Annotated in this window: 11 protein-coding genes and 1 tRNA gene; 4 read left to right on the top strand and 8 right to left on the bottom strand. The window is 70.4% G+C overall.

Going from position 1 to position 21,676, the window contains the following annotated elements; all coding sequences use genetic code 11:
- Window positions 1-64: 64 nt before the first annotated feature.
- The 4 genes from GR168_RS08950 to GR168_RS08935 all read right to left on the bottom strand — a co-directional run bounded on the left by GR168_RS08950 (window position 65) and on the right by GR168_RS08935 (window position 5,980).
- Window positions 65-140: transfer RNA gene (locus GR168_RS08950), tRNA-Arg, on the bottom strand.
- Between the two features lie 55 nt (window positions 141-195).
- A complete protein-coding gene (locus GR168_RS08945; protein WP_159370568.1) occupies window positions 196-3,186 on the bottom strand; it encodes an SMC family ATPase in 2,991 nt (996 codons plus the stop codon).
- Window positions 3,183-4,373 carry an exonuclease SbcCD subunit D gene (locus GR168_RS08940; RefSeq protein ID WP_159370567.1) on the bottom strand — a complete coding sequence of 397 codons (1,191 nt, stop codon included), beginning with the start codon at window positions 4,371-4,373 and terminating at the stop codon, window positions 3,183-3,185. The genes GR168_RS08945 and GR168_RS08940 overlap by 4 nt, the downstream gene beginning before the upstream one ends.
- A 50-nt stretch (window positions 4,374-4,423) precedes the next feature.
- Window positions 4,424-5,980 (bottom strand): MFS transporter, encoded by a 1,557-nt coding sequence (locus tag GR168_RS08935; protein ID WP_159370566.1) that lies wholly within the window; start codon window positions 5,978-5,980, stop codon window positions 4,424-4,426.
- 263 nt (window positions 5,981-6,243) lie between these two features.
- Between GR168_RS08935 and GR168_RS08930 the strand changes: the two genes are divergently transcribed.
- The 4 genes from GR168_RS08930 (at window position 6,244) to GR168_RS08915 (ending at window position 16,018) form a co-directional block, all read left to right on the top strand.
- The gene (locus GR168_RS08930) at window positions 6,244-7,314 is read left to right on the top strand and encodes a glutathione S-transferase C-terminal domain-containing protein (RefSeq protein WP_065632829.1); all 1,071 of its coding nucleotides are present in this window, start codon (window positions 6,244-6,246) and stop codon (window positions 7,312-7,314) included.
- Window positions 7,311-8,069, top strand: coding sequence for a hypothetical protein (locus GR168_RS08925; RefSeq protein WP_159370565.1), 759 nt, complete (start codon window positions 7,311-7,313; stop codon window positions 8,067-8,069). Before GR168_RS08930 ends, GR168_RS08925 begins: the two co-directional genes overlap by 4 nt.
- Window positions 8,063-11,992: an ABC transporter ATP-binding protein gene (locus GR168_RS08920; protein ID WP_159370564.1), complete on the top strand. Its 3,930-nt coding sequence runs from the start codon at window positions 8,063-8,065 to the stop codon at window positions 11,990-11,992. Before GR168_RS08925 ends, GR168_RS08920 begins: the two co-directional genes overlap by 7 nt.
- Before the next feature lie 129 nt (window positions 11,993-12,121).
- Window positions 12,122-16,018, top strand: a complete 3,897-nt coding sequence (locus GR168_RS08915) for a multifunctional oxoglutarate decarboxylase/oxoglutarate dehydrogenase thiamine pyrophosphate-binding subunit/dihydrolipoyllysine-residue succinyltransferase subunit (RefSeq protein WP_159370563.1) — start codon at window positions 12,122-12,124, stop codon at window positions 16,016-16,018.
- Window positions 16,019-16,096: 78 nt separating this feature from the next.
- On the opposite strand, the gene GR168_RS08910 is transcribed toward GR168_RS08915, so the two are convergent.
- From GR168_RS08910 to GR168_RS08895, 4 genes are read right to left on the bottom strand one after another with little or no spacing between them, the layout of a single operon-like run.
- Window positions 16,097-17,395 (bottom strand): nucleotide disphospho-sugar-binding domain-containing protein, encoded by a 1,299-nt coding sequence (locus tag GR168_RS08910; protein WP_159370562.1) that lies wholly within the window; start codon window positions 17,393-17,395, stop codon window positions 16,097-16,099.
- Complete coding sequence (locus tag GR168_RS08905; protein WP_068969921.1) at window positions 17,392-18,774, bottom strand: hypothetical protein; 1,383 nt, start codon at window positions 18,772-18,774, stop codon at window positions 17,392-17,394. The genes GR168_RS08910 and GR168_RS08905 overlap by 4 nt, the downstream gene beginning before the upstream one ends.
- A 31-nt stretch (window positions 18,775-18,805) precedes the next feature.
- Window positions 18,806-20,275 carry a hypothetical protein gene (locus tag GR168_RS08900; RefSeq protein WP_159370561.1) on the bottom strand — a complete coding sequence of 490 codons (1,470 nt, stop codon included), beginning with the start codon at window positions 20,273-20,275 and terminating at the stop codon, window positions 18,806-18,808.
- Window positions 20,272-21,624: a glycosyltransferase gene (locus tag GR168_RS08895; protein ID WP_238995058.1), complete on the bottom strand. Its 1,353-nt coding sequence runs from the start codon at window positions 21,622-21,624 to the stop codon at window positions 20,272-20,274. Before GR168_RS08895 ends, GR168_RS08900 begins: the two co-directional genes overlap by 4 nt.
- Between the last annotated feature and the right edge of the window lie 52 nt (window positions 21,625-21,676).

Genomic DNA, 21,676 nt, shown 5'->3' with positions numbered 1-21,676 from the left:
CCAGGGATTATGGGATCGGGCCCCGGAGACTCCCGGGAAGAACGGCTACGCCGGCCAGTGCTACTGGTGCCCCCGATAGGATTCGAACCTATGGCCTTCTGCTCCGGAGGCAGACGCTCTATCCCCTGAGCTACGGGGGCTCATCGGGCGGGACTCAGCCTAGCGCACCGATCCGTCGACATCCCAATCGGCAGCTCAGGACACGCCGAGCGGGCTCTGCACTCGGACCGACGACCCGTGCTCGCCGCGGAGGACGTGCAGCTGGGCCGGAATTCGTGCGCGGAGTTCGTCGACGTGACTCACCACGCCGACGACACGCCCGCCGGCCCGCAAGTCATCCAGGACCCCCATGACGAGGTCGAGCGCCTCGGGATCGAGGGTGCCGAATCCCTCGTCGATGAAGATGGTGTCGAGCACGCGGCCGCCCGACTCCGCGGAGACGACATCGGCGAGTCCGAGTGCGAGGGCCAGCGATGCGAAGAAGGTCTCGCCGCCGGACAGCGTCGTCGTCGGGCGGAGCGCGCCGGTGTACTCGTCGCGGACCTCGATACCGAGGCCGCCACGCCGGCCCCGGACACCCGCGGCGTCGGTGTGGACGAACTCGTAACGCCCCGAGGACATCTCGCGGAGACGACCCGACGCGGCGACGAGGACCTCGTCGAGACGTGCGGCCAGCACGTAGGACCGCAGCGACAACCGGCGCGCGTTCTGTCCGCGCCCGCTGACCAATTCGGCGAGTCCCTGGAGTTCGGCGTGGCGTGCCTGCAGAGGCGCCAGGGCGTCGATGGCCTCCCAGAAGTGGGTGACGTACTCCTGGAGGTCGGCCGCCTGCCGGCCGGCCACGGCGTGTTCCTTCGCGGCGGTGTCCAGGCGGCGGCGGGCGGCATCACGGTCTGCGGTGAGCTGTTCGACATCCGGCTCCGGAGCCGACATCGCGGCGCGCACATCCTCGTCGGCGAGAGTCTCCTCGGCAGCGGCGCGCAGACTCGCGGCCTCCTGCAGCAACGTGTCCCACGCCGCGATCTGCTTGTCCGGGGCGAACGCCGCTCGGACGGCGGCGACATCGTCGAACCCGGCGTCGGCACACGCCGCGGACAATCGATCGGTCGCCTCGGCGACCCGGTCCCGCGCTCGCGCAGCTTCTTGCCGGGCGTTCCGGTGACGACGTGTGCGACGGACCAGCTCGGCGAGTTCACGGCGCCGCTCGGCGACCCCGCCGCGGCCGCCGGTTGCCTCCCGGACGGCCTCATCGAGCTCGTTGAGGTTCTGCCGCAACGCGGTCGCCCGCTCGCGACGGGCGGACTGGGCCGACTCGTCGTCGGCGAGGGTGGTGCGCCACCCATCGACCTCGGCGTCGATCCGATCGACCGCTGTCTGCAGCGCTGGGAGTCGCGACGCGGCACGTTCCGCGGCAGCCAGTTCGGTGCCCACCCGGGCGAGGTCGGCGTCGACGGCGTCGGCCCGAGCACCACCGATGACGGCATCGAGATGCGTACGGCGTTCCGCGAGAGCCGCCACCGCGGATTGCGCGATGGCCTTGATCGCGCTCGCCCGCTCCTCGGCGGCCGCTGCCGCGTCTTCGTCGACCGCGACCTCGGACGCCGGGGCGCCGCCGTCGTCGGTGGCCGGTCGAGGGTGTGTGACAGAACCACACACGACGCAGGGTTCACCCTCGGCGAGTCCGCCCGCCAGTTCCACTGCCATCCCGGCGAGGCGACGCTCGCGGGCGTCGAGCACGCGCTCCCGCGCAGCGGCATGGGCGTCGCGGGCGTCGAGCAACTCCTTCTCCGCGGTCGCGAGCCGGGCCAGCACCTCGTCCCGGTCGGTGAGTGCGTCGCGTACACGGCGGAGTGCGTCGCGCTCGGCCCGCAGTGTCGGGGCCTGCATCCGCAACTCCCCCGCTTCCGCCAGCGCGGCAAGGGCCTCGGCGCGACGGCCCGGCGCGGCGTCGAGCAGGGTCCGGGTCTGGGCAGTGCGGCGGTCCGCCTCGACGATCGCCGAGTCCAGGGTCTGGATCTCGCCGACCAGAGCCGGCCGCTGCGCGACGCGTTCGGCGAGGGGCTCCCACCGCCCCGACTCCTCGGTCCAGCGATCGATCGCAGCATCCAGGCGTGCGTCGAGATCCTCGTCTGACCCGCCGGCGCACAGCGACTCACCCTCCGGCAGCGCGCACAGCTCTGCGTGCGCACGCGTGACGGCCTGCTCGGTGACCGTGAGTTCGCGGGTGACACGGTCGGCGTCGTCGGCGAGCGGCACGATGGGCGCCGCCTGCAGGGCCTGCCGACGAGCCTGTGCCGCCGCGCTCAGAGCGGCTTCGCCGTCCGCGAGCCGGGCGAGTCGCTCGGTGGCCGCACGCCCCCGGCGACGCAGCTCGGCGAGCCGGCTCCCGCTCTCGTAAGCGGCCTGCGTCTGGTCGGCCGCGGCCTGCGCCGCACCTGACTCGAGGCGCGTGCGCTCCGCGGCGGTGCGCGCACGCTCGAGACACTCCTGCGCCCAGTCGAAGTCGGGTTCGGCGGTCGGTTCGACCCCGCCCACTGCCACGATCTGACCGGCGACCCGGTCGAGCACGGCGGTCTGTTCGGTCAGCTTCGCCGCGCTCTCCCGCGCCCGGTCACGCAACCACTCCTCGAGGTCGCCGAACCGCTCGGTGTCGAACAGCCGCTCCAGCAGCGCTTCCCGCTCATCGGAGTGGGCGCGCAGGAACCGGGCGAAGTCGCCCTGCGGCAGCAGGACCACCTGGAAGAACTGATCGGCACTCATCCCGAGCAGCCGGACCACGGCGTCGCCGATCTCGGGGATGCGGGTCAGGTCGGGTCCGGATCCGTCGACCCACACGAGAGTCGCCCGGGCATTCACCTTGCGGGTGCCGTCGCCGCGCTTCTTGGGTCGTTCGTGCTCGGGCGACCGCGTGATCCGGAGTCGGCGGGACGCGATGGTCGCCTCGAGTTCGACCTCCGGGATGTCCTCGGCCGCAGCGTGATCCGAGTGCAGGCGCCGGTTGGTGTCGCGCACGCCCGGTACCCGGCCGAACAGCGCGAAGGCAACCGCGTCGAGGACCGTGGTCTTGCCGGCACCGGTCTGGCCATGCAGCAGGAACAGTCCGTCACCGCCGAGGTCGTCGAAGTCGACCGTGATCTCGTCGGCGAACGGACCGAAGGCCCGGACGCGCAGACGGTGCAGCCTCATGCGGACTCCGCGACGATCGCCTCGATGTCGAACAGGGTCAGTTCGGCCGCGTCGGACTCGGGTTCACCGACCACGGCGCGGAGTGCGCGTTCGAGGAGCACCCGCTCCCCCTTGGTCGGCTCGTCGCGCACGTCGGAGATGAACGACGCGACGATTTCGGCGTCGGTCCGGCCGCGCACGCGGGAACGGTAGTCGACGCCGGAGCCGGAATGCGGCCGCTCCCACTGCACATGGACCGCGAACGGAAACCGCTCGCGCAGCCGACGCATCGCGTCGGTCGGGCGGACCGGGTCGGTCAGCGTCACCTCGACGTAGTGGTCCTGCGCCGCGGCGTACCGTTCGTCGGTCAGCAGGTCGCCGAGAACGCCGGTGAGAGAGCTCAGTTCGCGGACGACGGGCAGCTCGTGTGCGCGGACCTCGGCGACGCCGTCGGCGTCGAGCTCCACCACCAGCGCCGCCTTCCGGTGGGTTCGCTCACCGAAGGAGTACGGCAGCAGCGAACCGCTGTACCGGACCGTGTCGGTGACACGTTGCGGCGAGTGCAGATGCCCGAGGGCGACGTAGTCGGCGCCCGAGAACGTCTCGGCGGGAACCGTTTCCACCCCGCCGACACTGATCGAGCGCTCCGAACCGGAGGCCGCGGCCCCGTTGACGAAGGCGTGGGCGACGACCACGGACCGAACCCGGCGCGCGGCCAGATCGGTGCGCACGCGAGTCATGGCGGCGCCGAGGACAGCGGTGTGCCCGCCGATCGACTCGACCCCGAGGTGGCGTCGCGCGGTGTCGGGTTCGAGATAGGGGATGCCGTAGAACGCGACGTCTCCGTGGGCGTCCGACAGGATGACCGGACGGTCGATGTCGGCGATCGAGGTCCGCAGATGCAGGCCACCGGCGGCGGCGAATCCCGACCCCGCACCGAGGCGGGTGGGCGAGTCGTGATTGCCCGAGGTGACGACGATCTGCGCTCCCGCAGCGGCGATCTCGGCCAGGCCCTCGTCGTACACGCGGACCGCGTCGGCGGACGGAACGGACCGGTCGTAGACGTCACCGGCGACGATGACGGCGTCGGCCGACTCCGCGGCGACCAGTGCGGCCAGATGCGACAGTGCGCGCCGCTGGTCGGCGAGCAGCTCGACCCCGTGGAACGTCCGGCCCAGGTGCCAGTCGGAGGTGTGCACGATCCGCATGGGCGCAACCTTACGGTCGGGTGCCGACAGATCGTGGGACGCGCGCTCGCCTACGCCGTCGACCCCGGCACCGAGTCGGACCGACCGGCGTCGGCGCCCACCGCGTGCGGGTCGACGACCTGCGGTGGGACCGTCTGATGCGCGGGCCGGACGAAGAAGAAGGTCGCCACGACGCCGATCAGCAGCGCGGCCGCGGGCAGGTAGAGCGACTGCCCCATGGCGGTCGCGAACCCTTCACGCAGGAACTCCGGCAGTTGCCCGGCCGCACCGTCCTGGGCGTTCTCGGCGTCGACGCCGGGCAGCTCGGCCGCCAGCCGGGTCTGCAGAAGCGCTCCGATCATGGCGGAGCCGAGAACCGAACCGATGACCCGCAGCGTGTTGTAGACGCCGGCACCGGCCCCGGCCTGATGCCACGGCAAATTGCGGGTGGCGGTCGCGGCCAGCGGCGCCCAGATACCGGCCGAGGCCACACCCATCAGGCACAACGGGACGACGATCAGCCAGACCGGGGTCTCCGGGCGGGCGACGAAGCCCAGCCACGCGATGGCGATCGCGTTCAGCAGCAGTGCCGAGGACACGATCGTGCGTGGGTGGACGCGATCGACCACCCGGCCCACGATCGGAGCCAGGACACCGGTCAGCACCGCCATCGGCACCAGGACGACCGCCGACTCCGTCGGCGACATCCCGCCGACGAGCTGGAGGAAGAACGTCAGGGGGATCATCATCGCCGACACGGCGAAGCCCATCGACGCGATGCCGATGGTCGACAGCGAGAAGTTACGGTCGCGGAACAGCGACAACGGGACCAGGGGCTCGGTGCGGATGCGGGACTGCCAGTAGACGAAGACCCCCAGGACCACGACTCCGCCGACGATGAGCAGCCAGATCCAGGTGTCCCAGTCGAAGGTCTCCCCCTCCTGGATGCCGAATACCAACGCGGACAGACCCACCGCGGACAGGCCGACCCCGATCCAGTCGAACTGGTGGTCGTTCGTGCTCACCCGCGGGACGAGAACGGCCGCGAGGACGAGACCGGCGAGGCCGACGGGCAGGTTGATGAAGAAGATCCACTCCCAGCCGAACGCGTCGGTCAGCACGCCGCCGAGCAACGGACCGACGAGGGTCGCCACGCCGGCGACCGTGCCCCACACCCCCATTGCGGCGCCGCGCTTCTCGGCCGGGAAGATGCGGGTGATCAGCGCCATCGTCTGCGGGGTGATGAGGGCGGCGCCGACACCCTGCAGACCGCGGGCCGCGATCAGCTCACCGATCGACGACGACAGGCCGCACCAGAGGCTGGCCGCGGTGAAGACCGCCAGACCGAGCTGGTACATCGTCTTGGGGCCGAACTTGTCACCCAGGCGACCGGTGATCAGCAGCGGCACCGCGTAGGTGAGCAGGTACGCACTGGTGACCCAGACGACGCCGTTGACGTTCGTGTCGAGGTCGGCCTGGATACGCGGCTGGGCCACGGCCACGATCGTCATGTCGACGAGGATCATGAAGAAGCCCACGCAGAGCGCCAGCATCGCGGCCCACGGGCGGGCGGTGACCATCTCGTCGGTGCCCGCGTTCTGGCCGCGGGTGGCGTCGCTCGACTGCATTTCCCGATGCTAGTGGTGTGTCTCGGAAAGAGGTGGCCGGTATCCGGTGGAGCGATCGGTGAGCTGGCAAGGCGGAGGAGGGAGCGATAGCGGAGCTATCTCGACCGACGACAACGCAGCCAGGCGCCGATCGAACGCCGGAGACCAGTCGCCTGTTTCCGAGACACACCACTCACCCTGTCCGATTCGTGAACGGCCCGCGCGATCACGGGATTCGCGGCAGCTCGGGGCGGGATGTCGCTCCGGATCATTACTGTGGAGCCATGAGCACAGAGTCCGAGCAGAGCACCGCGTCCGAGGGCGAACAGGGTTCGTACGTGATGACCGGCGAGGAGTTCGTCCGGGACACGAAGTACATCGAGACCCGCATCACCGCCGACGGCCGGGACGGCTATCCGGTGGAGGCCGGTCGGTACCGGCTCGTCGCAGCCAGGGCCTGCCCGTGGGCCAACCGGACCCTCATCGTGCGGCGGCTACTCGGCCTCGAGGACGCCATCTCGCTCGGGCTGTGCGGTCCCACGCACGACAAGAACTCGTGGACCTTCGACCTCGACCCCGGCGGAGTGGACCCGGTCCTGCAGATCCCGCGACTCAAGGACGCCTACGAGAAGCGGATCCCCGGCTACCCGAAGGGGATCACCGTGCCGGCGATGGTCGACGTGCCGACCGGCGAGGTCGTCACCAACGACTTCCCGCAGATCACCATCGACTTCTCGCTGGAATGGACCGCCTTCCATCGCGACGGCGCGCCGGAGCTCTACCCGGAGCGTCTGCGCGACGAGATCGACGAGGTCAGCCACGGCATCTACACGGAGGTCAACAACGGCGTCTACCGCTGCGGATTCGCCGGCAGCCAAGAAGCCTACGACGCGGCGTACGACCGGTTGTTCACCAAACTCGGCGAGTTGTCCGAGCGGTTGTCGACGCAGCGCTACCTGGTCGGCGACACCATCACCGAGGCCGACGTCCGGCTCTTCACCACCCTGGCGCGATTCGACGCGGTGTATCACGGCCACTTCAAGTGCAATCGGAGCAAGTTGAGCGAGATGCCGGTGCTGTGGGCCTACGCCCGGGACCTGTTCCAGACGCCCGGCTTCGGCGACACCACCGACTTCACCCAGATCAAACAGCACTACTACATCGTCCACACCGACGTGAATCCCACGCAGATCGTGCCGAAGGGCCCGGACCTCCGCGGCTGGCTCACCGCACACCATCGCGACGACCTGGGCGGTCGCCCGTTCGGTGACGGCACACCCCCCGGTCCCCCACCACCGGCCGAGGTCGTGCCCGCAGCGGACTGGGTACCGACGGAACGAGCGGCGGCCGAATGAAAGACAAGGCGTCACAGGGACTTTCGGCAGACTACGGCCGTACGCCCCCCGGCAAGGCCGTCGAGGTGACCGGCGGAATCCTGGACCGGGCACAGCGACTGCAGGCACCCGCGGTGAAGAAGTACGTCGATTCACTGCGGCGGAAGTACCCCGACGACTCACCCGCGCAGATCATCGAGCGGCTCGAGAAGCGTTACCTGAACGCGGTCACCGGTTCCGGCGGCGCCGTCGGCGCGGCGGCCGCGGTGCCCGGTGTCGGCACGATGACCGCGTTCGGGGCGATGACCGGGGACACGGCGTTCTTCCTCGAGGCGTCGGCCCTGCTCGCGCTGTCGATCGCCGAGGTGCACGGCATCCCGGTGCACGAGTCCGAGCGTCGCAAGGCCCTGGTCATGACCGTCGCGCTGGGCGAAGAGGGTGTGCTGGCCCTCGGTCGCGTGGTCGGCACCGGAGGCGGTGCGCTGCGCCGACTCGGTGGAGCCGCCCTGCCATCCGGTGCGATCACCAAACTGAACAAGACCCTGGTGAACAAACTCGTCAAGAAGTACGCGATCCGCCGGGCGCCGCTGATCTTCGGCAAGCTCATGCCCGCCGGTATCGGTGCGGTCATCGGTGGTGTGGGGAGTCGCGCCCTCGGCCGGAAGGTCGTCCACAACGCGCGCGAGGCGTTCGGGCCGGCACCCCGGACGTGGGTCATCGACGTCGACTTCAGTGAGGCACCCACCCCGGATCCGCTCCCACCCGGTTCGTGGTGACCGCGGCGGCCGCACCGTCCCCGCAGTCGGCAGCCACGCCCGGCTGGATCCGCCGGCTCGTCGGCGAGTCCTGGCGATACCGACGCGTCGCCGTCGTCACGATGATCTTCACCCTGGTCGCCGTCGGGGTGGACGTGCTGATGCCGCTGCTGACCAAGGCCGCGATCGACCACGCCACCGGCGTCGTCGACGACGGCCTCTCGCTACAGACCGTGATCGTCGCGCTGGTCGTCTTCGCCGTCGTCCGTTACGCCTGCCATCTCGGCCGGCGGGTGTTCGCGGGACGGCTCGCGGTGAACGTGCAGAACACGCTGCGACTCCGACTCCTCGACACCCTGCTGCACCTCGACGGCCGCAGCCAGCACCAGATCCGCACCGGACAGATCGTGTCCCGCTCGATCTCCGACATCCAGGTCGTCCAGAGTCTGCTGGCCATGGCGCCACTGTCGTTGGGCGCCGCGGTGCAGATGGTCGTGGCCCTGGCCATCATGGCGTACCTGTCGCCGCTCCTGACCGGGGTGGCGTTGCTGATCGCCCCGCTCATCGCCCTCGAGGTGTGGCGTACCCGGCGTCGGCTGTTCGCGGCGACGTGGTCGGCGCAGCAGGCCGCCGCCGACGTCGCCCAGCACGTGGAGGAGACCGTCACCGGCGTGCGGGTCGTGAAGGGTTTCGGCCAGGAGGAACGCGCGGTCGACGACCTCGTCACCCGGTGCCGGACGGTGTTCGCTCGCCGACTCCGCGCCGCCCGGATCAATGCTCGATTCGCCCCGACCCTGGCCGCCATCCCGCAGCTGGGCATGGTCGGGGTGATCGTCGTGGGCGGCTACCTCACGATGACCGGCGCGATCACGGCCGGCACCTTCGTCGCGTTCAGCACGTACGTCGCCACCATGACCGGCATCGCCCGACTGCTGACGAACCTGATCGTCAACGCCCAGCTGGCGCGGGCGGCCGTCGAACGCGTCTACGACGTCATCGACCATCCCCACGATCCGGGCGACACCGCGACCGGCACGCTGCCCGACGGCCCCCTGGGCGTCGAACTGGACGGTGTGGGGTTCGCCCACCACACCCACGACGCCGACGACCCGCCCGCCGTGTTGTCCGGTATCGACCTGCGGATCGATCCGGGTGAATGTGTGGCGATCGTGGGTCCGCCCGGTTCCGGCAAGTCGACCATCGCCGACCTGGTCAGCCGGTTCGAACGACCCGACTCCGGGACGATCTCGCTGCTCGGCGACAGCACCGGTGACGAGCCGTCCCGGACCCGGTACCGGATCGACGACCTCGCGCCCGAGGCACTCCACCGTGCCGTCGCCGTCGTGTTCGACGAGCCGTTCCTGTTCTCCGACACCATCACCGCGAACATCGCGATGGGCCCGGCAGCCGCCGGGGCCGACGCCGCCGACCGGGTTCGGGCGGCAGCCGCCGCGGCCGACGCCGCGGAATTCGTCGAGGCGCTCCCCGACGGATACGACACCGTCATCGGCGAACGCGGGCTCACTCTGTCGGGCGGGCAGCGTCAGCGCATCGCTCTGGCCCGCGCCCTGTTCGCCGACCCCCGCATCCTCGTGCTCGACGACGCGACGTCCGCAGTGGACGCGACCACCGAGGCGCGCATCCTGGGCGGGCTCCGCGACCGCCGCGCCACGATGCTGGTCCTCGCCCATCGACGTTCGACGCTCGTCCTCGCCGATCGCGTCGCGGTGCTCGACGACGGCCGGATCACCGCGCTGGGGACGCTCGCCGAACTCGAGGCGACCTCACCGCGCTTCCGCGAGCTGATGTCGAGCACCACGCAACCGGCGCCCGACGGCGTCCACGACGACATCCCCGGCGCGGTCGCCGACACCGCGCCACCGCTGCGCGGACCGGGCCTGACCGAGATCGAGAGCCTGTGGCCCGAAGTCGCTTCCGACTCGATCGACGTCGCGGCCCGGACCTCTCCGGCGATGGGGGCGGGCTCACGGACCGGTCGCGGCGGCGGCGTGGCCAGCGCTCTCGGTTCGATGCCGGCCACCCCCCAGCTCCAGGCCTCGGTGGACGCGCTCCCGCCTGCGGTCGAGCGGCCAGAGGTCGACGTCGCCGCCGCCCGACGCGAGAACCCGGTCTTCACCCTGCGCGGACTCCTCGCGCCGGTCCGGTGGCTGCTCGCCGCCGCACTGCTCGCCATCGCCATCGACACGCTCGTCGGCCTGGCCTTCCCGAGCATCGCCCGGGCGGTCATCGACTCGACCGGACACACCGAGGGGTCGACCCTGATGTGGGCCGCGGTCGGCGGCGTCGTACTGGTCGGAGTCGGCTGGGTCGCCGCGTCGTCGATGGCGATCACCTCGACCAGGGCCGGCGAACGGGTGCTGTTCGGACTGCGGATCCGCAGTTATGCCCACATCCAGCGCCTCGGACTCGACTACTACGAGCGCGAGCTGTCGGGCCGGATCATGACCCGGATGACGACCGACATCGACGCCTTGTCGACGTTCCTGCAGACCGGACTGACCTCGGCGATCGTGGCGGTGCTGACGCTCGTCGGCGTCGGTGTCGCGCTCCTGATCACCGGCCCGCTGCTCGGACTCCTGGTGCTGCCCGTCTTCCCCCTCCTGATCGCCGCGACGGTCGTCTTCCGCCGCGTCGCAAGCCGCGCCTACACGCGCTCGCGCGAACTGATCAGCGTCGTCAATGCGGACTTCCAGGAGAACATCGCCGGCATCAAGACCACGCAGACCTACCTGCGCACCGACGACGCCCAGGCCCGGTTCGCGCGTCGCTCCGGAGAATGGGTCGAGGCCCGGATGGTCTCGCAGCGGGCGATCGCCTCGTACTTCCCGCTCATCCAGCTCATGTCCGACATCGCGACCGCGATCGCGCTCGGCGTCGGCGCCGGGCAGGTGGCGTCGGGCTCGCTCTCGGCGGGCACACTCGTCGCCTTCGTCCTCTACCTGACGATGCTGTTCGGTCCGGTGCAACAGCTCTCGCAGGTCTTCGACGGCTACCAGCAGGCGGCCGTGGGGCTCCGCCGGATCGGCGACCTGTTGCGCACGCCGAGTTCGCTGCGCACCTCGGCAAGCGCCGAGTCCCCGCCACACGGCGGGTTCGACGGCGTCGTCGACTTCGACCGGGTCGGATTCCGCTACCAGGGTTCGACGACGGATGCGCTGTCCGCCGTCGACCTGCACATCCCGGCCGGGTCGTCGCTCGCCCTGGTCGGCCGGACGGGTGCCGGCAAGTCGACGATCGTCAAGCTGCTGGCGCGCTTCTACGATCCGACCACCGGACGCGTCCTGGTCGACGGCACCGACATCGGTGACTACGAACTCGCCGGATATCGGCGGCGGCTCGGCCTCGTCCCGCAGGAGCCGCACCTGTTCACCGGCACCGTCGCCGAGAACATCGCCTACGGCCGGCCCGACGCCGATCGGGCCGCGATCGTCGACGCCGCCGCCGCGGTCGGCGCACTGCGCATGATCACCGCCCTGCCCGGCCGGATGAACCATTCCATCGGGGAACGCGGCCAGGGGCTGAGCTCGGGCCAGCGCCAACTCATCGCACTGGCCCGGGCCGAACTCGTCGAGCCCGATCTGCTGCTGCTCGACGAGGCGACCGCGACCCTCGACCAGGCCACCGAGTCGCAGGTCCTCGCCGCCGGTCGGGCGGTGACCCGGCACCGCACGTCGGTGATCGTCGCCCACCGACTGGCCACGGCCGCCCGCGCCGACACCATCGCGGTGGTGGACGGCGGACGGATCGTCGAACTCGGAACACACGAGGAGCTGCTCGCGTTGGGACAGAGGTACCGCGGCTTCTGGGATGCCGGTGTCGATCCCGACGAGCCGGCGGTGCCCCGCCCCGACTCACCCGCTCCAACCAGCGCACGGAGGGCCGCCACGACGGTCACGCGGGCCACCTCGGAACTGACTCCGTAGTAACAGGTCGGTAGGTGTGAGCGAGTCGACGACGCGTAGCATCGTCAGGTGGTTCACCGATAGTCTCCACAAGAGACGACGCGTGGCAGAGAACCCGGCACCTTCAGGGAATTGAGGCGAGATACCGCTGTGAGCAGCAGTTCGATTTCAGACTTCGGACAGAACACGTGGCTGGTCGAGGAAATGTACCAGCAATACCAAGAAGACCCGAACTCGGTCGACCCGAGTTGGCACGAACTACTGAAGAACTACGAACCCGGCGACAACGGTGGCTCCGCCCCGGCCGCCGCTCCGCCCTCGAATTCCGCAAAGCCCACTGCCGCAAAGACTTCGGCCTCCACAGCGGCCGCCTCGTCCTCCTCCTCGACCACGAGTGCGTCGACCAACGGGTCGGCACGCAACACCTCCGCGCCGGCCACCGAGACCACGCCGCGCAAGCAGGTCACCCTGGATCAGACCCCGGCGCGCACGGCACCGCGCAAACCCACCCCCGCCAAGGAGTCGACCGCCACGAAGGCGGCGTCGGGGCACAGCGTCGCCAGCCGTGACGGTTCCGCCCGCTCGCAGCCCAAGCCCGAGGCGGGCAAGGCCGCCGCGCCCGAGGCACAGAAGTCCGGGTCCGCGAAGTCGGACGCCCAGAAGTCCGAGAGCGCCGACGGCAACAAGGTCCTGCGCGGTCCGGCCGCGGCCATCGCGAAGAACATGGCGCTGTCGTTGGAGATCCCGACGGCCACCAGCGTCCGTGCGGTGCCCGCCAAGGCGATGATCGACAACCGGATCGTCGTCAACAATCACCTAGCGCGCACCCGAGGCGGCAAGATCAGCTTCACCCACATCCTGGGTTACGCGATCGTGCAGGCCATCAAGGCGTTCCCGAACATGAACCGGCACTTCGCCGAGATCGACGGCAAGCCGAACGTCGTCACACCCGCGCACACCAACCTCGGCCTGGCCATCGACCTGGTCGGCAAGGATGGCAACCGCACCTTGGTCGTCGCCGCGATCAAGGAATGCGAGACGATGGGCTTCGCCGAGTTCTACACGGCGTACCAGGACATCGTCCGTCGCGCCCGCGACGGCAAGCTCGGCGCGGCCGACTTCTCCGGCGTCACCATCTCGCTCACCAACCCGGGCACGATCGGCACCGTGCACTCGGTGCCGCGCCTGATGAAGGGCCAGGGCGCCATCATCGGCGCCGGCGCGATGGAGTACCCGGCGGAGTTCCAGGGCGCGAGCGACGAGCAGATCGCCGAACTCGGCGTCGGCAAGCTGATGACCCTGACGTCGACCTACGATCACCGGATCATCCAGGGCGCGGAGTCGGGCGATTTCCTCCGCACCATCCACGAGCTGCTGATCGACGACGCCTTCTACGACGAGATCTTCACCGCGTTCCACGTGCCCTACGAACCGATCCGCTGGCGTCGCGACCTGCCCGCCGGCCTCGTCGACAAGAGCACCCGCGTCCTCGAGCTGATCGCGGCCTACCGCAGCCGCGGCCACCTGATGGCCGACATCGATCCCCTCATGATGGACAGCGATGCGCGCAGCAGCCATCCGGATCTGGACATCCAGAACTACGGGCTGACGCTGTGGGATCTCGACCGCAGCTTCAAGGTCGGCGGGTTCCACGGCCAGGAGAAGATGAAGCTGCGGGACGTGCTGTCGATCCTGCGCGACGCGTACTGCCGGCACGTCGGTGTCGAGTACACCCACATCCTCGAGCCCGAGCAGCAGAAGTGGCTGCAGGAACGCGTCGAGATCAAGCACGTCAAGCCGCCGGTCGGTGAACAGAAGTACATCCTGAGCAAGCTCAACGCCGCCGAGGCGTTCGAGACGTTCCTGCAGACCAAGTACGTCGGGCAGAAGCGCTTCTCGCTCGAGGGCGCCGAGTCGGTCATCCCGATGATGGACGCGGTCATCGACCAGAGCGCCGAGCACAGCCTCTCCGAGGTGGTCATCGGCATGCCGCACCGCGGCCGTCTGAACGTGCTCGCCAACATCGTCGGCAAGCCGTACTCGAAGATCTTCACCGAGTTCGAGGGCAACCTGAACCCGTCGCAGGCGCACGGATCGGGCGACGTGAAGTACCACCTCGGCGCCGAGGGCAAGTACTACCAGATGTTCGGCGACAACGAGATCAACGTGTCGCTGACCGCCAACCCCAGCCACCTCGAGGCAGTCGACCCGGTGCTGGAGGGTCTGGTCCGCGCCAAGCAGGACCTCATGGACGAGGACGATCGCTTCCCGATCCTCCCCCTCATGCTGCACGGCGACGCGGCGTTCGCCGGTCAGGGTGTGGTCGCCGAGACGCTCAACATGGCGATGCTGCCCGGTTACCGCACCGGCGGCACCGTGCACATCGTGGTGAACAACCAGGTCGGCTTCACCACCGCACCGGAACACTCGCGCTCGACCGAGTACTGCACCGACGTGGCGAAGATGATCGGCGCACCGATCTTCCACGTCAACAGCGACGACCCCGAGGCCTGCGTCTGGGCCGCGAAGCTCGCCGTCGACTACCGCCAGGCGTTCCACAAGGACGTCGTCATCGACCTCGTGTGCTTCCGCCGTCGCGGACACAACGAGGGCGATGACCCGTCGATGACGCAGCCGGCGATGTACGAGGTGATCGACACCAAGCGCGGCGTCCGCAAGAGCTACACCGAAGCCCTCATCGGCCGCGGTGACATCTCGACCAAGGAGGCCGAGGACGCTCTGCGCGACTACCAGGGACAGCTCGAGCGCGTCTTCAACGAAGTCAAGGAACTCGAGAAGTTCAGTGTCGAGCCGTCGCCCTCGGTCGAGGCCGACCAGACGCTGCCGACGAAGTTGGTGACCGCGGTCGACAGCAAGACGCTCGAGCTCATCGGCGACGCGTTCGTCAACGTGCCCGACGGTTTCACCCCGCACCCGCGTGTGAAGCCGGTCCTGGAGCGTCGCGCCGAGGCCGCCCGCAAGGGCAACATCGACTGGGCGTTCGCCGAGCTGCTGGCGTTCGGGTCGCTGGTCATGGAGGGGCGCACCGTGCGTCTGTCCGGCCAGGATTCGCGCCGTGGCACCTTCACCCAGCGCCACTCGGTGCTCATCGACCGCAGCACCGGCTCGGAGTACACCCCCCTCAACCACCTGCAGCCCGCAGACGAGGAGAGCAACGGCGGCCGGTTCATGGTCTACGACTCCCCGCTCTCGGAGTTCGCGGTCGTCGGGTTCGAGTACGGCTACTCGGTCGGCAACCCGGACGCCCTCGTGGTGTGGGAAGCGCAGTTCGGCGACTTCGTCAACGGCGCGCAGTCCATCATCGACGAGTTCATCTCGTCGGGTGAGGCCAAGTGGGGCCAGCTCTCCGACGTCGTGCTGCTGCTGCCGCACGGCCACGAGGGACAGGGACCCGACCACACCTCGGGCCGCATCGAACGGTTCCTGCAGCTGTGCGCCGAGGGTTCGATGACGGTGGCCCTGCCGTCGACGCCGGCGAGCTACTTCCACCTGCTGCGCCGCCACGTGCTCGACGGCATCAGCCGTCCGCTCATCGTCTTCACCCCGAAGTCGATGCTGCGCAACAAGGCCGCGGTGAGCCCGGTCGAGGACTTCACCGAGGACAAGTTCCGTTCGGTGATCGACGACCCGCACTTCCTCAAGGACGGCGCGGACCGCAGCAAGGTGAAGCGCGTCCTGTTGGTGAGCGGCAAGCTCTACTACGAACTCGCCGCGCGACGCGACAAGGAGAGGCGCGACGACATCGCGGTCGTGCGCATCGAGCAGCTCTACCCGGTGCCGCACCGCCGCCTGCGCAAGACGCTCGAGCAGTACGGCAACGCGAGTGAGTTCCGGTGGGTCCAGGAAGAGCCCGCGAATCAGGGTCCGTGGCCGTTCCTCGGCCTCTGGCTGCCCGAGGTGCTGCCGGATGTGCTCGGCGGACTGCGCCGGGTCTCGCGCCGCGCGATGTCCGCGCCGTCGTCGGGATCGAGTAAGGTCCACGCGGTGGAGCAGCAGGAGATCCTCGACGAGGCCTTCGGCGAGTAACCTGCCAGACGACGACTGCGGCCACCGACCCGAGAGGGTCGGTGGCCGCAGTCGTCTGAGCGGTCGTGGGTGCCGGTTCTAGGTCAGCCGGGCTTCGCAGATGTCGGCGGCCGCCGCGACGGCCTTGTCGGCGGGCGTCACCCGGCGGGCGAGAGCAGCAGCGGCCGAACGGGTTCCGTCGTCGAACAGGACCGCGAGACCCGCGCGCGCGTCGTCGTCGGTGAAACTCGACAGCCGGACGGCCGCCCCGACGCCCAGGGCACGGACCCGTTCACCCCAGAACGGCTGATCGGCGGTGACCGCGCAAACCAGGGTGGGGAGGCCGGCCCGCAGACTCGCCGCGGTGGTGCCGGCGCCGCCGTGATGGACTGCGGCCGCGCATCGCGGCAGGACCGACGCGTGGTCGACACCCGCGACGTAGAACACGTCCGGGTCGTCGGGATCGACTCCGGTCGGATCTCCCATGGCGATGAGGCAGCGCACCCCCTGGGCACGGGCGGCTGTCCGCCAGCGGGCGATCAGAGCCTCCGGGTCGAGGATCGGCATGCTGCCGAACGTCACGAACAGCGGAGCTTCGCCGGCGGCCAGCCATCGGCCGAGATCGGTTGCCCCGGCGTCGATCTCGGAGATACCCGCCCGGCTTCCCGCGGGCAGGTCGAAGAATCCGACGACGGGTTTGCGATCGTCCCACTCCGCGGCGAGGCCCGGAACCATCTCCGCATCGTAGGCCTGGATCTGGGGGATCCCGGAGGCGTTCAGCCGCACCGGCAGCGGTCGCCGAGCCCGGTCGAGCCCGAGCCGGCGCCGGAACCGATTCTCGTTCCATCCGGTCGCGGCCCAGGTCAACCGGTCGGCGAGGCGCCAGGAGCGCCGCTTCCACTCCGGCGACCATCTGTCGGTGAGTCCCGGTACGGCGCCGAGGAGTCCGTTCTCCGACATCGGGCCGTATCTCAGCACGGTCAGCGGGATGCCCAGATGTTCGGCGACCGCCAGCCCGCGGTCCTGGCACAGCGGCGCGACGACGAGGAGGTCGGTGTCGCGCAGCGGCGCCGTACCCGCGATGAAGAGTCGCTCGAGGGCGGCGTCCAGGGCGTCGAATCCGCCGCGGACCGTCCGCAGCGCAAACGCCATCCGCGCCAATGGGTTACGACTGTTGCGCGCTGACCGCGCGTCCTCCGACGACCACGCGGTGCCGGAGTCGAGGCCGATCTCGTGGACGTCCCGCACGCCCGTTGCCCGCGCGAGACCGGCCAGGTTCGGTGGGACGAGGGCGCTCACGCGGTGGCCGCGCACCTGGAGTTCGAGGGCGAGGCAGATACCGGGCTGGATGTCGCCCCGGCTGCCGTACAGAACGATCGCGATGTGTGCCGGCGTCACCAGAATCGATGTCCGATCCGCCAGGCGGTCAACTCGTCGGCGATCAGTGTGCGCAGCCGGACGGGATCGCCGAAATCGTCGGGGTCGATGCCGAAGAACGTGAGCGTGACGGTGTCGCCGTAGGTGACCGCCCAGGCGGCGACCGCCGGGCCGCGTTCGCGCCGCTCCTGGGCGGGCATCCCCTGCATCACCGCGCGGATGGCGAACCGGGAAGCCGTGTGACCGCCGATCCGCATCGCCGAGTCGGGCGTGGCCCCGAGATTCGACACGGTGGTGTCGGGTCCGGGGATTCCGCGCATCAACCGACCGATGAGTCGTCTCGGCAGGATGCGCACGATCGGCTGCAGGTTGTCGGCGGCCTGATCGGCCCCGGACTCGGCGTAGTCGACGAAGGCCCGTTTGCTCGATGACCGGATGGCGGTGAGGTCGGTGTCCGGTTCGACGGGGTCGGCAAGGCGGATCCACACCCCGCCCGACGCATTGGCGCGGTTGTCGTCGTCGCCGTCCCGCTTGCTGACCGCGATGCACACCTTCATCGGACCGTCGAGCGGGCGACCCGAACGGTGCACGATACCGGCGAGCAAGGCGGTGAACAGGGAGTTGCCGGTACCGCCGTGCTCGGTGGCGCGCGCGGCCCATTCGGTTGCCGAGACGTCGACCGTCGCCAGCGTCGTGTCCGGCTCGGGCGCGGACCGTGGTCTCGCCGGACGCGTGGTACGCGACGATCCCGGCGCGGATCGGGTGTCGGCGGATCCGGTGTCGGTGCCTCGCGCCGCCCGGGCCTCGCGGATCAGGATTCGCGCTGATCGGGCGGCTGCGCGCACCGACTCGGCGGCGTCGGCGGCGTCGGCGCGGACCGCCTCCCAGGAGTGTCCGCTGACGGGAGCGGGCAGACCGGCGGTGCGGCCCGCCGCGGCGTCGGCCACCAGCCGGTAGAGGCCGTGACCGTCGGTGATCATGTGGGAGGCGAGCAGGGACACCGCGCGCCCGCCGCCGCGGATCCGGGCCGAGTCGAGCTGCCAACCGGTTCCCCGCACGGGATCGAGACGGCTCGCGCGGAGGACGGCGTCGGCCCACTCCCCGACGGCGTCGGCCTCGACGACCGCCACCGGCCCGGGTCGGACCGGCATCGTCGATCGCACCCAGCGGTGCCGGGCGAACGGGACCCGACGGCGCGACACCGCACGATGCAGCGGCCCGGCCGCGAGTCCGGCGCACAACGACTCGATCGCCGCGTCCCCCGGGTCGTCGTCGAAGACCCAGGTGATCTGGATGGGCGCACCCATCCCGAACAGTTCCGCGACGAGCAGGTACGACTCGTCGGGGCCGGTCACGCGGAGTACCTCGGCGGGACGGGTGTCGGTTGCCGTTGCCGTCACGTGTGCTCCTCAGCTTCACGAGGTGTCATGATCACCAGATCTCATGGGGCAGACCCCAGGCCGTCAGTTCCCGGTCGAGCAGGTCCGCGACCACGGCATCGGAGGGAAAACTCGTCTCGTCGCAACCGAGCACGGTGAAGGTCACCTGATCACGGGTGCGGACCAGCCACGACTGGACGCCGTCACCGAAGCGCTGGCCGACCGAGGCGTCGACGCCCTGAGCCATGCCGCGGAATGCGACCTTGCGCGCCGACCGCCCGCCGAGCACCGTTGCCTCCGGGGGGATGTCGCCGAGGTTGGAGATCACCGCGTCGGGGATCCCGTTGCCCGCGCTGACCAGCTTCACGATGACCGCGGGCGGCAGGAACCAGGCCAACGGCCGCAGGTGGATGTGCGGTGCCCGGCGACCCTCCGACAGCCGGACGAAAGCCGCCTTGCACGCCGCCCGGATGCCGCCGAGATCGCCACCGGCGACCGGCTCGTCGGTGAGGTACACCGACACACCGGCGATCGGGTTGGACCGGGTGTCCGCCTCGCTCTCACGACGGTCGACGGGGACCCCGACCTTGATCGGATTCGGCAGCGGCGCATGGCCACTGGAGCGCAGCAAGCCGGTGACCACCGCGATGAACAGCGTGTTCGCGGTGCCGTCGTGCTCGGCGGCGACCCGGTCGAAGTCCGTCGCGGGGACCGTCGCGGTCGCCCAGGTGAAGTCGGCGGCCGGCGACCGTTCGGCTATCGGCGCGCGGACCGGACGCGGGTCGGGTTCGGGGCCACCGGCCTTGCGCCGCTCGAGTGCCGCCCGCACGAGCCCGGCAAGGACCGCGCCGGCCTGCGACCCGGCGTCGGCGAGGTCGCCGATCCGCTGCCGCCGCCACGAGACCGGCGGACGCGTCGTCGCCGCCGGATCGGCCCCGGACGCCCGGTCCGCGTCGCGAGCCAGTGGCACCTCCGACGCCGAGGCGGCCTCGGCGGCCGCCGCGAGCATGCCGCGACCGTCGGTGACGACGTGCAGGGCACAGAGGGACACCACCGTCCCACCCGACGCGGTGGGCGCCGACCGCAGGCGCCAGCACCGTCCACCCTCGGCGTCGAGGGGAACCGAGGACATCTCGGCGGTCGCCCAGTCGTCGATCTCCGCCTCCGGCACCGGTCGGCTGTCGGCGGCCAGCCCGGGTGCGTCGGGCGCGGCAACCCACCGCGGGCGGGCTCCGACGACATCCGGTACGACGAGCATGCGGTTGAGGCGGCCCCGCGCGAAGGCGGCGTTCATCGCGGTCAGCGTCTCGATCGAGACCTCCTCGTCGAACACCCACACGAGCTGGAGCACCACCGACCAGCCGAGTGCCGGCGTGACGAACCAGAACGGGGCGTCCTCGGAGGTCAGACGCTCGCCTCGGATCGCCGCCCGCTCGTCGCGGAGCCGGGCTGCGAGGCCACGCAGACCCGGCGCCCGCCCGGCGTCGGGTTGTTCGGCCATGGGCGACTTCGTCGTCGTCATACGTCCACCTTCGTTGTGCTTTGACTGTGTGGTCCCTGTAGGAGCCGTGGCCCCGTGCTCGAGCTTGTCACCGAACGCTCGATCTCGCGCACGGCGTCCCCGAGCGCCACATCCTCGGCCACCAGGGCGTCGCGGAGCCGTCCGGACCGCTCGGCGGCTGCGGGATCGAGCATCGACGCGACGGCGTCGGTCAACCGGTCCACGTCCAGGTCCCGTCCCGCGCGGGCCATGGGCATCGCCACGCCGACCCCCAGGCGTTCGAGTTCGGCGCCCCAGAACGGCTGATCCGCGCCGTACCAGCAGACGACCGACGGCCGGCCCGCGCGCAGAACGGCCGCCGTGGTTCCGGCGCCGCCGTGGTGGACCACCACCGCGCATCGGCCGAAGACCGTGCGGTGATCGACCTGGGACTCGATCCGCACCGCCTCGGATGCGATCTCGGCCCGGACCTCGGCGTCCAGTTCGGTCCAGCCGGCGCACACCAGGACTCGTCGACCGAGCCGCCGACCGAGTTCGGTGACGACGCGCAAGGTGGCCGCGTCTCCCCGCAGCGGCATGCTCCCGAATCCGACATAGATCGGGGCGTCCCCGGCGTCGAGCCAGGACGTGAGCGCGTCGGACCCGGCGACGGGCTGGTCTGCCGGCGATCCGAGGAAACCGACCGTCGGACGACGACGAACCGCGGAGTCGGCGGTCCATCTGCGTTCGTGCTCTACGCCGAACATCGGGTCGTAGGCCTGCAATTCGAGGCCGGGCGCTGCCCGTAGTCGGGCGGCGTAGGACGCCGACGACCCGGGCGACCCGAGGTGCATGCGCAGCCGGCGCTCACGCCGTCGGGTGAGGACGGCGAACGCGGCGTCGTAGGCGGCCCATTGCGTCCGGACGGCACGCGGTCCGCCCGGGAGGTGACCGGGCACCGGTGCGACCCGACTGTTACGCCGCACCGGCGCGTGATGAAGGGAGATCAGGGGGACGCCGGCGGACTCGGCGAAGGCGAGAGCGGGCTGTTCGGTGATCAATCCCGTGACGATGACATCGGCACCGTCGACGACCTCGGCCATGTCGGAGACGAGCTGGTCCCACCCGGCGTTCCGGAGCGACAGCAGCACGCGCAGCCGTCGCAGCGGATGACGGCCGGCCTGCTTCCGGGCTCGCGCCACCGACTCGAGGTGGGCCCGGGTGTCCACGCCGAGACGCACGACCTCGAGCCCGGTGATGCCGTCTGCCCAGTCCAGAGCCGCCCCGATCATGTTGGGCGGCACCCCGAGACGGACGTCGTGTCCGCGCCGCGCGAGCGCGCAGGCCAGCACCGTCGCCGGTTGGACGTCCCCGCGGGTTCCGTTGATCACGAACGAGATCCTCATGCCGACCGCCCGGTGATCCTGGTTCCCGGCCGGGTGG

The sequence above is a fragment of the Gordonia sp. JH63 genome (genome assembly GCF_009856645.1).
GTDB lineage: Bacteria > Actinomycetota > Actinomycetes > Mycobacteriales > Mycobacteriaceae > Gordonia > Gordonia hongkongensis.
The sequence above is the reverse complement of the archived record's forward strand: the minus strand, read 5'-3'. Positions and strand labels throughout refer to the sequence as shown.

What these genes read in the sequence shown, in the direction of transcription:
- GR168_RS08945 (WP_159370568.1), bottom strand. Translation starts at nt 3,186, where the DNA reads ATGAGGCTGCACCGTCTGCGCGTCCGGGCCTTCGGTCCGTTCGCCGAC.
- GR168_RS08940 (WP_159370567.1), bottom strand. Translation starts at nt 4,373, where the DNA reads ATGCGGATCGTGCACACCTCCGACTGGCACCTGGGCCGGACGTTCCAC.
- GR168_RS08935 (WP_159370566.1), bottom strand. Translation starts at nt 5,980, where the DNA reads ATGCAGTCGAGCGACGCCACCCGCGGCCAGAACGCGGGCACCGACGAG.
- GR168_RS08930 (WP_065632829.1), top strand. Translation starts at nt 6,244, where the DNA reads ATGAGCACAGAGTCCGAGCAGAGCACCGCGTCCGAGGGCGAACAGGGT.
- GR168_RS08925 (WP_159370565.1), top strand. Translation starts at nt 7,311, where the DNA reads ATGAAAGACAAGGCGTCACAGGGACTTTCGGCAGACTACGGCCGTACG.
- GR168_RS08900 (WP_159370561.1), bottom strand. Translation starts at nt 20,275, where the DNA reads ATGACGACGACGAAGTCGCCCATGGCCGAACAACCCGACGCCGGGCGG.